Annotated in this window: 17 protein-coding genes; 10 read left to right on the plus strand and 7 right to left on the minus strand. The window is 43.8% G+C overall.

What is annotated here, in order from left to right:
• Positions 1-9: 9 nt before the first annotated feature.
• Both H539_RS0106545 and vrrA read right to left on the minus strand, forming a co-directional pair.
• Positions 10-960, minus strand: a complete 951-nt coding sequence (locus H539_RS0106545) for a 4-hydroxy-3-methylbut-2-enyl diphosphate reductase (RefSeq protein WP_026692874.1) — start codon at positions 958-960, stop codon at positions 10-12.
• A gap of 221 nt (positions 961-1,181) precedes the next feature.
• Positions 1,182-1,826 carry a VrrA/YqfQ family protein gene (gene vrrA / locus H539_RS27945; RefSeq protein ID WP_051348470.1) on the minus strand — a complete coding sequence of 215 codons (645 nt, stop codon included), beginning with the start codon at positions 1,824-1,826 and terminating at the stop codon, positions 1,182-1,184.
• 353 nt (positions 1,827-2,179) lie between these two features.
• On the opposite strand from vrrA, the gene H539_RS0106555 reads away from it, so the two are divergent.
• Both H539_RS0106555 and H539_RS0106560 read left to right on the plus strand, forming a co-directional pair.
• Entirely contained in the window at positions 2,180-3,499 is a 1,320-nt protein-coding gene (locus H539_RS0106555; RefSeq protein WP_026692875.1) for a DEAD/DEAH box helicase, read from the plus strand.
• 20 nt (positions 3,500-3,519) lie between these two features.
• Positions 3,520-4,413, plus strand: coding sequence for a deoxyribonuclease IV (locus tag H539_RS0106560; protein ID WP_026692876.1), 894 nt, complete (start codon positions 3,520-3,522; stop codon positions 4,411-4,413).
• Between the two features lie 314 nt (positions 4,414-4,727).
• Here H539_RS0106560 and H539_RS0106565 read toward each other — a convergent pair whose 3' ends face one another.
• Entirely contained in the window at positions 4,728-4,979 is a 252-nt protein-coding gene (locus tag H539_RS0106565) for a DUF2624 domain-containing protein (protein WP_026692877.1), read from the minus strand.
• Between the two features lie 148 nt (positions 4,980-5,127).
• Here H539_RS0106565 and H539_RS0106570 point away from each other — a divergent pair, with 148 nt between their 5' ends.
• The 3 genes from H539_RS0106570 to H539_RS0106580 are packed head-to-tail and all read left to right on the plus strand — an operon-like array spanning position 5,128 to position 7,212.
• Positions 5,128-5,880: a metal ABC transporter ATP-binding protein gene (locus tag H539_RS0106570; protein ID WP_026692878.1), complete on the plus strand. Its 753-nt coding sequence runs from the start codon at positions 5,128-5,130 to the stop codon at positions 5,878-5,880.
• A 55-nt stretch (positions 5,881-5,935) separates the two neighbouring features.
• Positions 5,936-6,775 (plus strand): metal ABC transporter permease, encoded by an 840-nt coding sequence (locus tag H539_RS0106575; protein WP_026692879.1) that lies wholly within the window; start codon positions 5,936-5,938, stop codon positions 6,773-6,775.
• Between the two features lie 11 nt (positions 6,776-6,786).
• Entirely contained in the window at positions 6,787-7,212 is a 426-nt protein-coding gene (locus H539_RS0106580) for a Fur family transcriptional regulator (protein WP_026692880.1), read from the plus strand.
• A 36-nt stretch (positions 7,213-7,248) separates the two neighbouring features.
• Here H539_RS0106580 and H539_RS0106585 read toward each other — a convergent pair whose 3' ends face one another.
• Complete coding sequence (locus H539_RS0106585) at positions 7,249-7,827, minus strand: nucleotidase (protein WP_026692881.1); 579 nt, start codon at positions 7,825-7,827, stop codon at positions 7,249-7,251.
• Positions 7,828-7,980: 153 nt separating this feature from the next.
• On the opposite strand from H539_RS0106585, the gene H539_RS32780 reads away from it, so the two are divergent.
• Positions 7,981-8,439 (plus strand): DUF4190 domain-containing protein, encoded by a 459-nt coding sequence (locus H539_RS32780; RefSeq protein WP_051348471.1) that lies wholly within the window; start codon positions 7,981-7,983, stop codon positions 8,437-8,439.
• Positions 8,440-8,614: 175 nt separating this feature from the next.
• On the opposite strand, the gene ispG is transcribed toward H539_RS32780, so the two are convergent.
• The 3 genes from ispG to H539_RS0106605 all read right to left on the minus strand — a co-directional run bounded on the left by ispG (position 8,615) and on the right by H539_RS0106605 (position 11,235).
• Complete coding sequence (ispG, locus tag H539_RS0106595; protein ID WP_026692883.1) at positions 8,615-9,712, minus strand: flavodoxin-dependent (E)-4-hydroxy-3-methylbut-2-enyl-diphosphate synthase; 1,098 nt, start codon at positions 9,710-9,712, stop codon at positions 8,615-8,617.
• A gap of 111 nt (positions 9,713-9,823) precedes the next feature.
• Complete coding sequence (locus H539_RS0106600; protein ID WP_026692884.1) at positions 9,824-10,183, minus strand: hypothetical protein; 360 nt, start codon at positions 10,181-10,183, stop codon at positions 9,824-9,826.
• 269 nt (positions 10,184-10,452) lie between these two features.
• Positions 10,453-11,235 carry a DUF1189 domain-containing protein gene (locus tag H539_RS0106605; protein WP_026692885.1) on the minus strand — a complete coding sequence of 261 codons (783 nt, stop codon included), beginning with the start codon at positions 11,233-11,235 and terminating at the stop codon, positions 10,453-10,455.
• Positions 11,236-11,435: 200 nt separating this feature from the next.
• On the opposite strand from H539_RS0106605, the gene H539_RS0106610 reads away from it, so the two are divergent.
• The 4 genes from H539_RS0106610 (at position 11,436) to H539_RS27950 (ending at position 17,231) form a co-directional block, all read left to right on the plus strand.
• On the plus strand, positions 11,436-11,918 hold the full coding sequence (locus H539_RS0106610; RefSeq protein WP_026692886.1) for a DUF456 domain-containing protein: 483 nt from the start codon (positions 11,436-11,438) through the stop codon (positions 11,916-11,918).
• Positions 11,919-12,054: 136 nt separating this feature from the next.
• The gene (sodA, locus tag H539_RS0106615; RefSeq protein WP_026692887.1) at positions 12,055-12,663 is read left to right on the plus strand and encodes a superoxide dismutase SodA; all 609 of its coding nucleotides are present in this window, start codon (positions 12,055-12,057) and stop codon (positions 12,661-12,663) included.
• Positions 12,664-13,540: 877 nt separating this feature from the next.
• Positions 13,541-14,758: an MFS transporter gene (locus tag H539_RS0106620; protein ID WP_026692888.1), complete on the plus strand. Its 1,218-nt coding sequence runs from the start codon at positions 13,541-13,543 to the stop codon at positions 14,756-14,758.
• Positions 14,759-15,077: 319 nt separating this feature from the next.
• Entirely contained in the window at positions 15,078-17,231 is a 2,154-nt protein-coding gene (locus H539_RS27950) for a peptidoglycan D,D-transpeptidase FtsI family protein (RefSeq protein WP_051348472.1), read from the plus strand.
• Positions 17,232-17,247: the final 16 nt, after the last annotated feature.

Below are 17,247 nucleotides of genomic sequence, written 5' to 3' on the forward strand. Positions count from 1 at the left end.
AGCCAAGCGTTACGCTTGGGCTGCTTTTTTTACTTTTGGCAAGATACGGTTCAGCGGAACTTTGCGTTCTTTAACCCATGTTGCCGGCTCGTTTTTATCAAACTGTTCCAAAAAGGACACTACTTCTTTTGTGATGGGAGTGGGAGTGGAAGCGCCGGAGGTCACACCTACTGTCTCGACATTCTGAAGCCATTCAGTATTTATTTCCGTAACATCTGCTACCCGGTAGGCCTTCGTCCCGGCGATTTCTTCAGATACCTGGGCCAGCCGGTTGGAATTGTTGCTTTTCGGGTCTCCTACCACAATCAAGAGGTCTGCTTCTTTTGCCTGTTCCGCAACCGCCTCCTGCCGGACCTGTGTAGCCATGCAGATCTCACGGTGAACTTCACAGTGGGGAAACTTGCTTTTGACAGCTTCCATGATCTCAGATACATCCCACTGGCTCATGGTCGTCTGGTTCGTGACAATCAGCTTTTGGGAGTCAAGGGCCAAATCTTTCACTTCTTCTGCCTTCTCGATGAGATGGACGGCATCCGGAGCCACACCGACAGCTCCTTCAGGCTCTGGATGGCCTTTTTTGCCGATATAGATGACAGAGTATCCTTCCCTGGTTTTCTCCCTGATTAAATCATGAGTGGCGGTGACATCCGGGCAGGTAGCATCAATCGCTACCAGGCCTTTTTTTTCTGCCAGCTCGCGGACCTCGGGGGAAACACCGTGTGCCGTAAAGATCACGGTCCCTTTATCCACTTTTTCAAGAATTTCTTTTCTATTGCTGCCATCCAGGGTAATGATGCCATCCTCTTCAAAAGCATCCGTAACATGTTTATTATGGACAATCATGCCCAGTATATATATAGGCCGCGGAAGAGTCTTATCCAGAGCGGCATTGCGTGCAATCACCATAGCATCCACTACTCCGTAGCAGTAGCCGCGTGGGGATATTTTTAATACTTTCATTCTAAAAATCCTCCTTGATAAAAGAAGAAGAGCTAAAAAACAGCTCTTGTCTAAGTCTATTATAGCCAACGGGAGGCAGGATTTCAAAGACTCTTCTTTCCTGGAATGAGGATTGTTGTTTTTAGTGAGCTTACTCAAGAAAAAAGGATGCAGCCAGAATACGGACCGACCTGAAAAGGGGATGATGGTATGTTGTTTATATACGGGATGTTAACAAAGGATTAAAAAAACAATCTAGGCCTGGAAACGCCTGATTCATTGCTGTGTTCCTCAGAGGGCGGATTGCTGTTTCCATTGGACTTGGGAGAGTGCTTTTTATTTTCGTCAGATACACTTGAGCTGGATTCATGGCTTTCCTTTACTGCTTCTGTTTCATTCCCGTCATTGCCGGTGTCTGCTGATTTAAGGCTTCGATACATCTTCCACATCGCAGGCAGATTTTTGACCATCGGCCCATATTGCTGCACCATCGGCCCAACCTGCTGGGCCGTATTTAGGATCTTCTGAGTATTTGTAAGAAAGCCGGTCAGTGCACCCGGGTTTGTCAGGCTGCTGAGAATACCGGATCCTCCGGATGAGGCAGCGGCCCCGGCGCTCCTTCCTGGCAGGGAAAAAGGAGAAACCGGGGCGGCTGTCTTGCTTCCTCCGCGTCCAAGGATCTTTGCCAGCAGGCCTCCTCCTCCAGATTTGGGCTGAGTCTGACCCTGACCCTGCATGGGGCCCCTTGGAAAAAATCCTCCCTGCTGCTGCCGCGGGAACTGCTGCCCGAATGGCGGGTGCTGCATTCCCGGCGGAGGACCCATGCCAAAACGGGGAGGTCCATGCATTCCCTGGCCAAAGGGCGTATTTGGATATCTTTGAACCATATATTCACCCCTTTCCTTAAGGGCTGTGTAATGTATTTATGCTTTTCATTTATCACATTGCGCCTAACGTCAAAAGCTGATTCTGTGATAAACATTAGGATATTTTGAAAAGTGGTCATTACAATAATAAAATATGCAAGTATCATAAAAAGGTTTGAGGAATACTAATCGTAGGAAAAAATATAAAAAACGTGCACGGGCTTGGGTTTGTATCCAGGATTACGGCTGTGCGGACATCGAGATAAATGACAAAGAAGGCTCCGACAGGAGTTGTACAATTTCTCTTTTCATATTATGATAAGAGGATGCATACTGCAGAAGCGGGAAAATGACGATATATAAGGAGAAATAACATGGAAAAAAATAATTTTGAAAGATTTAACTTTCAAAACTACATAATAGATGCTATTAACGAACTGGGGTTCTCAAAACCGACTGAAATTCAGGAGCGCGTAATACCAGCTATCAAAAATGGATGGAGCATGATCGGACAGTCCCAGACCGGAACTGGAAAGACCCACGCGTACCTTCTGCCGGTAATGGACAGACTGGATCTTGAAAAAGAAGAGGTTCAGGCTATTATCGCTGCCCCTACAAGGGAGCTCGCTAACCAAATATATCAGGAAGCATTGAAGATCGCAGCCCAATTCCCGGAAGACAGCCCAGTTTCTGTCAAACTGTTCATTGGCGGAACAGACAAACAGCGGACAATAGAAAAACTGAAGAAGCAGCCGCAGCTGGTGATCGGGACACCGGGAAGGATTAAGGATCTCGTAATTGAAAATGCGCTTGAGGTATATAACGCGAAAACCCTGATTGTGGATGAGGCTGACCTGATGCTGGATATGGGTTTCATTGAAGATGTGGATCAATTCGCAGGAAAGATGGCAGAAAAGACCCAGATGCTGGTATTTTCGGCTACCATTCCAGAAAAACTGAAACCGTTTTTGAAAAAATATATGGAAAATCCAAAATATGTCCAGGTTTCACCCGGGCAGGCAGCTGCCAAGAAAATTGATCATGTCTTGATTCCGGCAAAGCACAGAAATAAGATGACACTGCTTTATGACATGCTGCAGCTTTACAATCCGTATCTTGCCATCATCTTCACCAATACAAAGAAAAAAGCGGAAGAAGTAGCTGCTTCGCTGACTGGTAAGGGATTAAAGGTTGGAAGGATACATGGTGATCTGACTCCGCGTGAGCGTAAGAAAATGATGAAACAGGTGAATGATCTTGAATTTCAATATATAGTCGCTACCGACCTTGCGGCAAGAGGGATTGATATTGAAGGCGTAAGCCATGTCATCAATTTTGAGCTTCCTTCGGATCTCGATTTCTACATCCATCGGACCGGAAGAACGGCGAGGGCAGGCTACTCAGGGATAGCAGCTACGATTTATGAAACCTCTGATGAAGATGCTTTGAACCGTTTGGAAAAAATGGGCATTGAATTTAAAAATATAGATATCAGAGATGGAGAATGGACAGAAGCAGAAGACCGGAATAAGCGGCAAAAGCGTAAAAGGCAGGATGATGACGCTGTGGAAACAGCTAAGCGGCTTGTGAAAAAGCCATCCAAGGTAAAGCCTGGCTATAAGAAAAAGATGCAGTATGAAATGGAGAGTATTAAAAAACGCCAGCGCAGGATGGCGGCGAAAAAGAAGAAATAATGCAGGCGGGGGAAAGTGAAATGTTGAAAATCGGATCTCATGTATCGATGAGCGGAACCAAGATGCTTCTTGGCGCTGCAGCAGAGGCAGTTTCATATGGTGCAAATACCTTTATGATTTACACTGGAGCCCCTCAGAATACAAGAAGAAAAAAGATTGAGGACTTGAACATTGAAGCGGGCAGGAATTACATGGAAATCAATGGAATTGATGAAATAGTCGTTCATGCTCCCTATATCATCAATATCGGCAATACGGCTAATCCAGATACTTTTGACTTGGGAGTAAGATTCTTAAGGTCAGAAATTGAGCGTACAGAGGCACTTGGAGCAAGACAAATTGTCCTTCATCCGGGCAGCCATGTTGGAGCTGGAGCCGAAGCGGGGATCAAGAAAATCATAGAAGGACTTAATGAAGTGCTGACACCTGAGCAGACGGTCCAAATTGCTCTGGAAACAATGGCAGGAAAAGGCTCCGAATGCGGAAGAAGCTTTGAAGAGCTGGCAATGATCATGGATGGCGTCAGATTAAACGATAAGCTCTCTGTGTGTTTTGATACGTGTCACACTCATGATGCCGGATATAATATTGTGGAAGATTTTGATGGAGTTTTGAATGAATTCGATAAAACCGTCGGTCTGGAAAAGCTGAAGGTGCTCCATATTAATGACAGCAAAAATGAAATCGGTATGAGAAAAGACCGCCATGAAAATATCGGATTTGGAAGAATCGGCTTCCAGGCGTTAAATTATATCGTTCATCATCCTGATTTAATGGATGTTCCTAAAATTCTGGAAACCCCATTCGTGGGCGAAGATAAAAAGAATAAAAAAGCCCCTTACAAACTGGAAATTGAGATGTTCAGGAACAAGGAATTCAACGATAATCTGTTGGCTGACGTTATGAATCAATAAACAAAAACCGGCACTTGCTTATGTGCCGGTTTTAATTTGGGACAAAAGAGAGTTTTAATGTAATCTTGCTTACGAATTCCACTGTTGAATACCTAAGTTAATTCAAAAACGGCTTAGGAGTTGATAATATCAGATAAACTAAGCTTTTACACACTCCTTATTCCATTAAGAATGATAAAAACTCAGGTTGCATTTTTATATCTGTCGGAATGGAACTCAGACACTCCATTCTAAAACACACACAATTAAATATCTCTAAATAGGCTGCTTTTTGTTGAGCCTGCCTGTAGGCTGCCAGTACATGGCTTCTTGCTTTATGTGAGCTGATTGAAAAGCGATTCAATCTGCAGGGCCGTTTTTTTGCCTGTTATGGATTCAATATCCTGAAGGACCTTCCTTCTTTGGACTTCATCAAAAATATTAAGATTTTTCCCATTCAGCAGGACAGCGATTTTTCCAGCGTGCTCTTCGCTTAAGACAACTCCATACTGCCTTCCTATTTTCATCAGTTCATCCCGTTTAATGCTGTTGATTTTTTGGTTGACCATCATTTCGTAGAATTTCATGGTGTATCCCTCCTCTTTTTTAACATATGAGGGCGCATAGGAACAGTGAACAAAAAATAAAATGAAAGCAGGCAAGTTTACATTGGGCGGAAAGTAAGGTATACTACTGAAGTTAAATCGTAATGATTCTTAAATAATAGGTGATTGTATGGTAAATGTAATTAAAATGAATCATGTATCTTATAAATATGAAAAACAGAACGTGCTGGAGGATATCACATTGGAAGTCCCTAAGGGGGCGTTCCTGGCCATCGTGGGTCCGAATGGATCGGGAAAATCCACGATGCTTAAGCTTCTGCTGGGATTGCTCAGAGTCCAGCAGGGGAGCATTGAATTATTCGGACAGGATATCCGCTCTTTCAAACATTCGGAAAAAATTGGGTTCGTATCCCAAAAGGCCAATTCCTTCAACACAGGTTTCCCGGCTACAGTCTTTGAGGTAGTTCTAAGCGGGCTATCCCGTAAAATCGGCCTATTTAGACTGGCCTCAAAGGAAGAAAGGCAAAAAGTCCTTAATGTTCTTGATTCAGTAGGTATGCTGGAATTCAGGAATAAGAATATCGGGGAATTGTCTGGTGGCCAGCAGCAGCGTGTCTTCATTGCAAGGGCCCTGGTGAGCGAGCCGGAGCTGATCATTCTTGATGAGCCGACCGTTGGAGTGGATGCGAAAAATGTGCAGCAATTTTATGACATGCTTGAAGAGCTGAACAAGGAGCTGCATATTACCCTTGTGCTCGTTACCCATGATATTGGAGTAATCAGTGATAAAATTACCCATGTAGCCTGTTTGAACAAGCATCTTCACTTCCACGGAGACAGCCGTGCATTTAACGCTTTAAATGAAAATGAATTATCCAGTATATATGGACATGAAGTCCAGATTCTTCATCACCATCATTAAGATGGAGCCATCAGCTTTATGGGCTGTATAATAAGATTGTTGGAGGCTTTCCCTCATGATTTCGGGTTTATTTCAATATGAATTTCTTCAAAATGCCTTTTTGACAGGCATCATTATAGGAGCCATTGCTCCATTGCTCGGTGTATTTGTTGTAGTAAGGCGGCTGTCGCTGATCGCTGATGCACTCAGCCATGTTACACTCGCTGGGATTGCGTTCAGCCTTCTTCTTGAAAAGAAGCTGGGAGTCCTTTCGGGATTAAATCCTCTGTATATGGGGATGGGTTTCTCTGTGGCTGGGGCCTTGTTTATTGAGAGGCTGAGATCTGTTTATAAACATTATCAGGAATTGGCCATTCCCATTATCTTATCTGGCGGCATCGGATTAAGCGCCATTTTTATATCCATAGCCCATGGATTTAATACAGATTTATTCAGTTATCTGTTTGGAAGCGTCAGTGCTGTCACTAGGACGGATTTATGGATCATCTTAGGAATCAGCCTTTTTGTAATTGTGGCGATCAGGCTGCTCTTTAAGGAGCTGTTCCTTCTCTCTTTTGACGAGGAGCATGCCAAAGCATCCGGGGTTCCCGCAAAATTTGTACATTTCATTTTCATCATAATGGTTGCACTGGTCATTGCTGCCTCCATGAGGATTGTAGGAATCCTTCTTGTTTCTTCCCTCATGACCCTTCCAGTGGCTGCAAGCATCAGGATTGCTAAAGGATTTAAACAGACGATGATTTACTCGGTCATTTTTGGGGAGGCGGCAGTGGTCGGAGGCTTATTCCTGTCTTACTATCTTGACTGGGCACCGGGAGGAACAATCGTACTTCTATCCATCCTGATTCTGCTTCTTTCGATTTTGTATAAAAATATCCGTCTCCGGATTCTTTGATGGAGGTAAATATGAATCTTACTCAAGCAATGGACATTTTAAAGGAACACGGCTTTAAACATACGGGAAAGCGGAAGCAAATGCTCGAGCTTTTCGCTGTTAAAAATAAATATTTGACTGCTAAAGATGTTCTCGAGCATATGAAGAAGGATTATCCGGGCTTAAGCTTTGATACCATTTACCGGAACTTATCCATGTTTGCTGAATTAAGGATATTCGAGATGACAGAGCTGTCTGGAGAAAAGCATTTTCGCTTTGCGTGCAGCAAGGATCATCACCATCATCATTTTATCTGCCTGGACTGTGGGATCACGAAGCAGATTGCCACATGCCCCATGAATGAACTTCAGGCAGATTTAAAGGATTATGACATCTCAGGTCATAAATTTGAAATTTACGGCAAATGCCCGGACTGCAGGTCAGGGGCCGCATTATAAAAGGAGCGAAGGCTTTTAGGCCCAAGCTCCTTTTTATTATTGCTTCTCCTTGTGCTTCAGCCAGTGGCCGACCCAGTGTTTTGCCTCATGCCAGTCTTTGACTCTTACGACATTTTCCGGAACAGGATCCTGATTATAAGGGGCATTGAAGAGCAGGACTGGAATTCTGCAATGCTCCGCAATGGCCACGGCATTATCATGCTTATCTTCAAAGAAGATATCAACCTTATGCTGGATGGCTGCAGCTACTTTATCATGGGATCCAACCAGCTCAATATGATGGGCAGCTAAATCCTGCTTCTTAAACCATGCCTCTGTGACATCTAGGAGGCTTTTTGATCTGGCACTGATGATGATTAATTCATGCTCGTCCTTCCATTTGGTCAGTGCATCCTTGGCTCCGGATGCGATTGGGGACTCAGCATAAATCAGAGGCTCGGTCTTTTTGAACCACGTGGAAAAGACCTCTCCCGGAACGTTTACAAAGGGAGTCAGTTCATACTGGGTAATATCCTGTATGGTCAAGCTTAAGTTGAACTCTTTATTGATAAAGGGCAGCAGTGCATCCGGACGGGTGATCGTTCCGTCTATGTCTATACCAAATCGTTTTCTCATTTGTCATTCTCCTATGTAAGTATTTCCTACTCAGTGTATCACACACTCCTGTAACCTGAAATAATTCCCTGGTTCAGAAATCATTGCTATCATGATGGACTCCTGTACTACAAATACTAAAAAAGCTTCCAACCTTGAAAGTGAGGGATTCCAATGGGAAATAATCAAGCGGATCAGCATGGCGTTAATGAATTTCCACAGGATAGCAGCACAGATAGCGGGAGCAGCAGAAATGAATATGCAGAAGAGAACAAGGTGGAAGCGGGAGAGAATATTCAAGTTCAGAAGAACAGCCATGATGCTGGCGGCAGCGAAGCACGCTTTAATACCGAAATGTCCGCCGAGGTTCTTCCGGGAACCTCTCACATGCTTTCACGCAGTGAGACTGAGAACCATGAACAAAGCGTACTTGGTGCTGGCACAGGCATTGGCTATGCAGCGCTCGCCGTTTCTATCCTTTCCCTTTTTCTTGCCCCTGTCCTCTTTGGAATAGTGGGAATCGTTCTCGGGTTCATGGCAAGAAACAGAGAGGCAAAAACCCTTGGCAACTGGGCGATAGGGATTGGGGCATTTGCCCTCATAGTAGGTGTGATCATACTTCCTTTCTTTTAGCCAGGTTATCCAGGGTGAAATCAATTAAGGGATTCAGAACTGTACATTCTGAATCCCTTTACAAATTTAGTCTTCTCCTATGCTTATTGGCCCTGCCTCGGTTGCAGAACTGGACAAAATAAAAAACTGCGGGCAAGCCTGGAATGCACCTGGCGCCCGCAGTTCTGAAGCTGAGTTACACGTTTGCAGTCTGCGCTGCAAAATACTCTTCAGCAATCTTGTCAATTTCCTTCTTAAGCTCCTCGACCATTACGGCTTCAGGAACCTTGCGGACAATCTTTCCTTTACGGAACAGAAGGCCTTCGCCCCGGGCGCCGGCGATGCCGATATCGGCTTCCCTTGCTTCGCCTGGTCCATTCACGGCGCATCCAAGGACAGCGACTTTGATTGGAGCCTTAATACTCTGGATATATTCTTCTACCTCATTGGCTATGCTGATAAGGTCGATTTCGATCCTGCCGCAGGTTGGGCACGAAATCAGTGTGGCAGCATTGGAGATGAGTCCGAATGATTTCAACAGCTCTCTTGCAACCTTTACTTCCTCAACAGGATCTGCGCTAAGGGAAACCCTTAGGGTGTTTCCAATTCCCATGCTCAGGATCGCTCCAAGACCTGCTGCACTCTTCACAGTGCCGGCAAAGAGGGTTCCTGATTCAGTGATTCCAAGATGTAAAGGATAATCAAATGCCTGGGCTGCTTTTCTGTAGGCCTCAATAGCCAGGTTTACATCGGAAGCCTTCATTGAAACGATGATATCGTGGAAATCCAGGTCCTCCAGAATCTTGATATGATGAAGGGCGCTTTCGACCATTCCATCAGCTGTTGGATATCCATACTTTTCAATGATTTTCCTTTCCAAAGATCCGGCATTTACCCCAATGCGGATAGGAATCCCTTTTTCCTTGGCAGCTTTAACCACGGCTTCGACCTTTTCCCTGCGTCCGATATTGCCGGGATTGATTCTGATTTTATCCGCACCGCCCTCGATGGCCTTAAGGGCAAGCTTGTAATCAAAATGAATATCTACAACAAGCGGAATATTAATACGCTTTTTGATCTCAGATATGGCATTGGCAGCTCTCTCGTCAGGGCATGCCACGCGGACAATCTGGCAGCCTGCTTCTTCAAGGCGCTTTATTTCTGCAACGGTAGCTTCTACGTCATGTGTTTTAGTCGTAGTCATACTTTGGATGACTACTTGGTTATTTCCCCCTATGGTCAGGTTTCCTACCTTAACCGGGCGGGTTTTTGTACGATGTATAATTTCACTCACGTGTATTTTCTCTCCTTCAGGAAAAAGCGGAATAAAAACCGCTTGTTTTCTTACACGGTCTTATTGTATCAATTTTTCTCGGTTTTTGACAATATTCTGCATGAAAACAGTTCATTCCTTATACCGGGGGATTTTATAACTTTTGCCTATCTGAATATCCTCAGGCTCCTTACCATTGTTCAATTTTCTAAAATCTGCTATTACATCCTCGATCGGTTTATTTAGCTTTCCCTCCCGCTGCTCAATTATCGACAAAATTGTATCACCGGCCTCAATTTTTGTTTCTGTAAAAGGTATGCCTGCGTCCGTTTTATTTTCCTGTTTATTTTCCTGTTCCTGGGGCTCCTCCGTGACATGGAGTTTCCCTGAGGAAGTAACAGAATGGCGGACTGGAATGGTACCGGCCGTTAAGTCGTAATAAATGATGAACAGCAGGAAGAAAAAAGAGAGAACATAGAGAAGACGGCGCATATAAAACCCCCGCGATCAGCTTTTACTTCAATATATTCCAGCCTGTTCCATATATTCCTGTCTGAAATAGAAAATAGAGTAGGAAAAGTAGAGAAAATATAGAGTTTTAACCTGAAAGTTGATTTCCGCTGATCCGAGTAAACAAGTAACGTTAGCGGAGATTTTCGGCCAACGGCAGGAAGGCTGTGATAAATAAAAAAGGACGTATGCATTCATACGTCCATTCTTGTGATATTTAATAAGATAGCACCCGGAAAACGCAGTTCACGTTAATCGCGCGGTTTCTGCTTGGGAAGGGGAACCTCCTTGATGCTGAGATAAAGGATGATCAGAGTTACTAACCAATTGATGAATGGCTTGTAAACGACATTTGTCTGTAAAAAGCCCATGATGGTAAAAAATACGGTGGCCAGAGTCAGGCTGTAGGCGGTAAGTCTCCACAAATGCCTGTATTGAAGCCTTCTTTCCATTCTGCTGGCCAGGAACAAGCCGACAAGGGCAATGATGGTTGCCTGGAAGAACAAGGAAGCTGCCGCCGTACAATAAATCGTAAGAGAGAGGGCTGGAAGAATAATAAAATAGAGTGATTGAATTTTATTCAGTGCATCAAGAGCCGTTTTATTAGTAATATGCATTCCCCGAGCCATCGAATATTCATAAGAACCTGTGTTTCCTCCAGCTGTGAAGACCATTTTGTCCTTTAACAGTGCGATGGCGCTTCCGCCTCGATTGGTTACCTCTCTCTCTGTCACAGCTCCGCTTGAATCTAAATAAATATTAAAGCCGTCCTTCTTCATTAGGAAAGGCACACTGCTTTTGGTTGTCAGCACGCCGTCTTTTATTTCAAAGTCAGGAAGATCCTTATTCATGGTGCTCTTCGCAGCTTTTACCCCTGCTGTAATCTCCATGTTTACATAGATTAACGAGGGCAGTACGGAAATCAAGGAGAGCATAAAAAGATAGAGAATCGTCTTACCGATGCCCTGGAATCTAAATCTCGCAATATCTTTAGGAGAATAAAGACTTTTATAGAACTGGACAAATATATTCATTTTTTGAGCACTCCCACCAACATTATGTATCCCTTTATTCTAGCCTTCAAATGGAAATTAGACAACCCAAATAGCCTTAAAGGACGCAAGGTATAGATGTTTCAACTTCCTAATAATGAGTTATAGTAGATACCAGCGGGACAAAATTAATCATTTACATAATAGTCTTTTTGAGCTGGGCGCAATTAGGGGGGCTGAAGATGGATGCAATATATTGGGGGATTATTATCATTTTATTTATTATAGGATTCGCGGGATTGTTTTTCCCTATTATTCCCAGTGTGATATTTGTTTTTGGGGGAATCTTATTATATGGGGTTTTCTTCACGTTTGAACACTTTGGCTACTTTTTTTGGGCCATCGAGATAGTATTTGTTGCCCTGCTGTTTATCGCAGACTATGCTGCCAATTTCTTCGGCGTTAAGAAATCTGGGGGATCGAAGGCTGGAGTGTGGGGGAGTACTATTGGCCTGATTGTCGGACCGTTCCTCATACCTGTAGTCGGGATTATAGCCGGCCCATTTTTAGGGGCCATACTTGCTGAGCTTATTTTTAAAAGAAGAGATATAAAGACTGCTTTTAAAATAGGGCTTGGTTCTGTGGCTGGCTTTATTTCAAGTGTGATTGCCAAAGGTTTGATTCAGGCAGCCATGGTTGGATATTTTCTTTTCCATGTATTATAAAAAAATAAAGAAAATAAAAGTGCTAAAAATTTGAAACGGTTTAGGAACTTTGATAATCTAAAATCAAAGTCCTGATTCATGAATGTTGTGCAAAAGGACCCAAAAAAATATTAGTACATAGAGAGGGGTTTTACTTATGGCTTTTGAATTACCACAGCTTCCTTACGCTTACGATGCATTAGAACCTAGCATTGATAAGGAAACCATGAACATCCACCATACTAAGCACCATAACACTTATGTAACAAACTTAAACAATGCACTAGAAGGCAATGAAGAGCTTCTTGGCAAGAGTGTTGAAGAAGTTATCTCAAATCTTGATGCGGTTCCAGAAAATGTACGCACTGCTGTACGCAACAATGGCGGCGGACATGCCAACCATTCACTTTTCTGGCAGCTTCTTTCTCCAAATGGCGGCGGTGAGCCGACTGGCGAACTAGCTGAAGCAATCAACAGCAAATTCGGCAGCTTTGAAAACTTCAAAGAAGAGTTTGCAAAAGCAGCTACAACTCGTTTTGGTTCAGGCTGGGCCTGGCTTGTTGTAAACAACGGCCAGCTTGAAGTAACAAGCACACCAAACCAGGACAACCCATTAATGGAAGGCAAAACACCTATCCTGGGTCTTGATGTTTGGGAGCACGCTTACTACCTAAATTATCAAAACCGCCGTCCAGAATACATCACTTCATTCTGGAACGTTGTAAACTGGGAAGAAGTAAACAACCGCTACAGCCAAGCAAAATAATCCAAAGAAAGCCGGCAGAAATGCCGGCTTTTGTTTTTGAACTCAGTAAGTGCAGGTTTGTCTCATCGTCCGAATGTCACGACTGGGGGGCTGCTCAAAGCCATGGAGGGCATGCTAGATAAAAAAGTCCGGAATTTCGGATCTTTTTTTGTTTATAAAGGATAAAAGTATTCCAAGCCAAAGTGAAATCTGCCTCCTCGTGCGCGATGCATTTTTTGGGAGTCCATATCACTCATTTAGTATAATGAGCTTCTAGTTTCTACCTGAATTGTCGAGAGCTATTTATTATCGCTTAAAAGATGTTTAACTGATGTTTTATACTCTAACCTAATTTATAAACCTGTCTGAGTGGAGTGGAAGGCGTGTAGACTCCTTGATCTAGCTCCAAGCTGAGACCCTCGAGTCATAAGCCAACCCATCTATGGAGAGAAAAGCACTCCCCACAGCCGGCTCGTCTTATGCTTGCACTAAAGCATAAGTGCGACTAAGCTTCTGTCTTCGCTAACGCTCGCCAATCAGCAAGTCTTCTTTATCGGGTCTCTGCCTGCCAATTGGTTTCTGCTTTATATATATTTCAATCAACATTGAGCTTCAATATCGCATATTTGGCAGGCACCGCTTTCCGCTTTTCTATGCGGGACAAGAAGGACAGGTGAGACCCCGCAGGCGAAGCCGAGGAGGCTCACCGCCTGCCCCACGGAAAGCGAAACGCCTGGAACGGAACTCAGAAAGCCATATTTATGCACAGTCTTCAAAAGTACTTTTGAAAACTAGACTTTCTTTGACACAGTAAACACAGGCAATTAAAACTCTGCTTTTTTTACATAATTCTCACCCATTCTCCTTAAACTATCACAGACATAAAGGGGAGTTCGAAATGACATTTTTGAAAAAATGGGTGGGAGATGCGGATCTTCCTAAGGATTTAAATTTACTGTTAATGATTGGCGGGCTGTATTCCCTAAGCGGAGCTCTGTCTAATACGTTTGTAAATGTCTACTTATGGAAACAGTCAGGAAGATATATCGATTTGGGGATTTACAATTTATCCATAGTGATTCTTCAGATTCTCACCTTCATCCTGGCCGGACGATGGGCTAAGAAAATGGATCGGACGATCGTCCTCAGGATGGGTGTCATCTTTTTAGCTCTTTACTATCTGGCTGTTCTCATGGTAGGGGAGCATGCCACTTCTTTTTTATTCCTCCTTGGCGGGCTGCTTGGGATTGGCTATGGCTTTTACTGGCTTGCATTTAATGTTCTCACATTTGAAATCACAGAACCTCATACAAGGGACTTTTTTAACGGCTTCATGGGCATTATGTCTTCAGCTGGCGGGATGATCGGACCGATCGTTGCAGGCTTGATCATCTCGAAATTTGCAAAGTTCCATGGATATACCTTCGTATTCGGCCTGTCGCTGGCCCTTTTTTCTCTTGCGGTCCTTTTAAGCTTCTCATTAAAGCGCCGGCCGGCAAAGGGCAGATATGTTTTCTTAAGGATCCTGAAGGAGCGCAGCCAGAATGAGAACTGGAGGCTGATTACAACTGCTCATTTTTTTCAGGGCCTTAGAGAAGGGACATTTGCTTTTGTCATTTCCATATTTGTGTTTGTTTCCACTGGGAGTGAATTGGCACTGGGGACTTATGGATTAATAAATTCAGGAATTTCCTTTATTGGGTATTTCCTCGTATCCCGCTACATAAAGAAAAAAAACCGAAAAAAGTCCATCCTGATTGCCGGCATCGGATTATATCTGGCCATATTTTTATTAATTTTTGATTTGAATTATATCAAGCTGCTCATTTATGCGGCGGTCATTGCTCTTTGTTATCCGCTCCTGCTGGTGCCATTTATCTCGACTTCGTATGATGTCATAGGGACGGGATGGAAAGCAGCGGAAAATCGAATAGAATACATTGTTGTAAAAGAAATCTTCCTTAATGGGGGCAGGTTGGCATCCATACTTATCTTTATTGCAGCCATCTCGATTTTTGATGTCAAAGCCAGCCTTCCATGGCTCCTTCTGATCCTTGGAGCAGGCCATTCATGCATTTATTTTTTCATCAGGAAAGTCCATTTTAGCGAAGCTTGAGGGGGAATGGGAAAAATCCCCTCTTTTTTCTATGTCTATATTTGTAGAAATATAAGAGGAACTTTTATAAAATGGAGAAATAGGTTTTCTTACATATAGCTTTTCCGCATGATAGGCCGTCGTTCATCGACCGCGGTTTTACCATCGGCTGTATGAAGCTTGGGGGCATCCTTTCGTAAAATGGGGTTCAAAAAGTTAAAGGCTTTTGAAATGAAAAGACAGCAGGATTTACGAAAAGAGCCTTAAAAGAGCCTTGCTGGAGTTAGTGGCACCGCAGAAATTCCCTGCGGCAATGTTAGAAAAAGGATGTGTGGCTTAGTTGAAAAAGGCAGAAAAAAAGAAGACGCATGTTCCTTTTCGGTTCAATGTTCTTTTTTTCATCGTATTTGTATTATTTTCAGTGCTTATCCTCCGCCTGGGAGTTGTCCAGATCGTTTACGGAGAGAATTATAAGCGCGAGATTGAGAGAACGGAAGACATTACGGTAAACAATCCAGTACCCAGAGGAAAGATGTTTGACCGCAATGGAAGGGTGATTGTAGACAATAAGCCTTTGAATGCCATCACTTATACAAGAAAATCAGGTGCAGATCCAAAAGAGATGATGGATACTGCTGAAAAGCTTGCTAAGCTTATTAAAATGGATACGAGAAAAGTGACGGAACGGGACAAGAAGGATTACTGGATTATGAATCATCCTAAAGAAGCACGTGCCAAGGTCACCCAAAAAGAAGAAAAAGAGTATGCAGAAAAGAAACTATCAGATAAAGAGCTTTATGACTTGGAGCTTTCAAGGATTTCGCAGGCGGAGCTGGGTTCCATTACTCCTCAGCAGCTTAAGATACTGGCAATATACCGGGAATTCAGCAGCGGCTATGCCCTGACTCCGCAGGTAGTCAAAAATAAAGGAGTCACGCCGGAGGAATTTGCGGTTGTAAGTGAAAACCTCGAAAAGCTTCCCGGTGTTGAGACCACCACGGACTGGGACCGCAATTATCCATTTGGATCTCCGCTCCGTACCATCCTGGGCAATGTCACTTCCTCCGAGGAAGGTCTGCCGAGCGACCAGCTGGATTATTTCCTTGCAAGTGATTATAGCCGGAACGACCGCATAGGAAAGAGTTATATCGAAAAACAATATGAGGATGTACTGCACGGCCAGAAGGAAAAAATAAAAAATGTAACGGATAAATCAGGAAATGTCATTAAATCCGAAAAGGTTTCAGATGGCCAGCGGGGAAAAGACCTGGTCCTGACCATTGACATGGATCTTCAAATGGCTGTAGAGAAGATTATCGAACAAGAATTAAAGGATAAAAAGCAGAATGATCCTGATACCGAGCTCCTTGAACGCGCGTTCGTCGTAATGATGGACCCGAATACCGGGGAAGTACTGACCATGGCAGGAAAGGATTATCATAAGGATGAAAAAACAGGGAAATACAAGATGGATGACTTTGCCCTTGGCAATATTTCCACCTCCTATGCGATGGGATCAGCGGTAAAAGGGGCAACCGTCCTAACGGGTTACAAAACCGGTGCGCTTAAGCCCGGACAGATGATTCTCGACCAGAGGATGAAGATTAAAGGCACCAAGGATAAAGGCTCCTGGCAGTCCATGGGCATGATCAATGATCTGACAGCACTGAAAAGGTCATCCAACGTATATATGTTTAAAACGGCCATTGCCATTGGTAAAGGTCATTATGTTCCCAATCAGCCTTTATCCGTAGATCCAAAGGCATTCACCACAATGAGGGACAGCTACAGCCAATTTGGATTAGGAGTCCGGACGGGCATCGACCTTCCGAATGAGCAGAACGGGTACAAGGGGAATTCCACATCTCCGGGTCTCCTGCTTGACTTAGCAATTGGTCAGTATGATACGTACACACCGCTTCAGCTTGCCCAGTATGTATCAACCATAGCAAATGGGGGCAACCGGATTAAACCAAGAATTGTTAAAGAAATCAGGGAACCGATCGATAGTGAAGCTGGAAAAATGGGACCTGTTGTGGAAGATATCCAGCCAACCGTACTGAACAGACTTGATCTAAAACCGGAATGGATCGACCGGGTAAAAGAAGGCTTCCGTGAGGTAATGCAGGACCCAAGCGGTACAGCAGCCTCCAGGTTTATGGATGCTCCTTATAAGCCGGCAGGTAAAACAGGAACAGCCCAGGCATTTTATGACGGGCCTAGGCGAAGTGAATTTAAAGAGCCGCCTGAGACCATGAATATCACTATGGTAAGCTTTGCTCCTTATAATAATCCAGAGGTGGCTATTGCAGTGGTTGTGCCATGGGCCTACCAATCTGCCGATGGCCATCATATGAATTTGGATATCGGCCGCAGAGCATTGGATGCGTACTTTAAATTAAAGAAAGAACGCGAGAAGGAAGGCACAGCAGTAAATGCTGCTGAGGAAAAGAGAGTCCTCGCCCAAATCACAGGTGGCAAGAAATCAGAATAAAATCTTGACATATGGC

The organism is Peribacillus kribbensis DSM 17871, assembly GCF_000430765.1.
Lineage (GTDB): Bacteria > Bacillota > Bacilli > Bacillales > DSM-1321 > Paraperibacillus > Paraperibacillus kribbensis.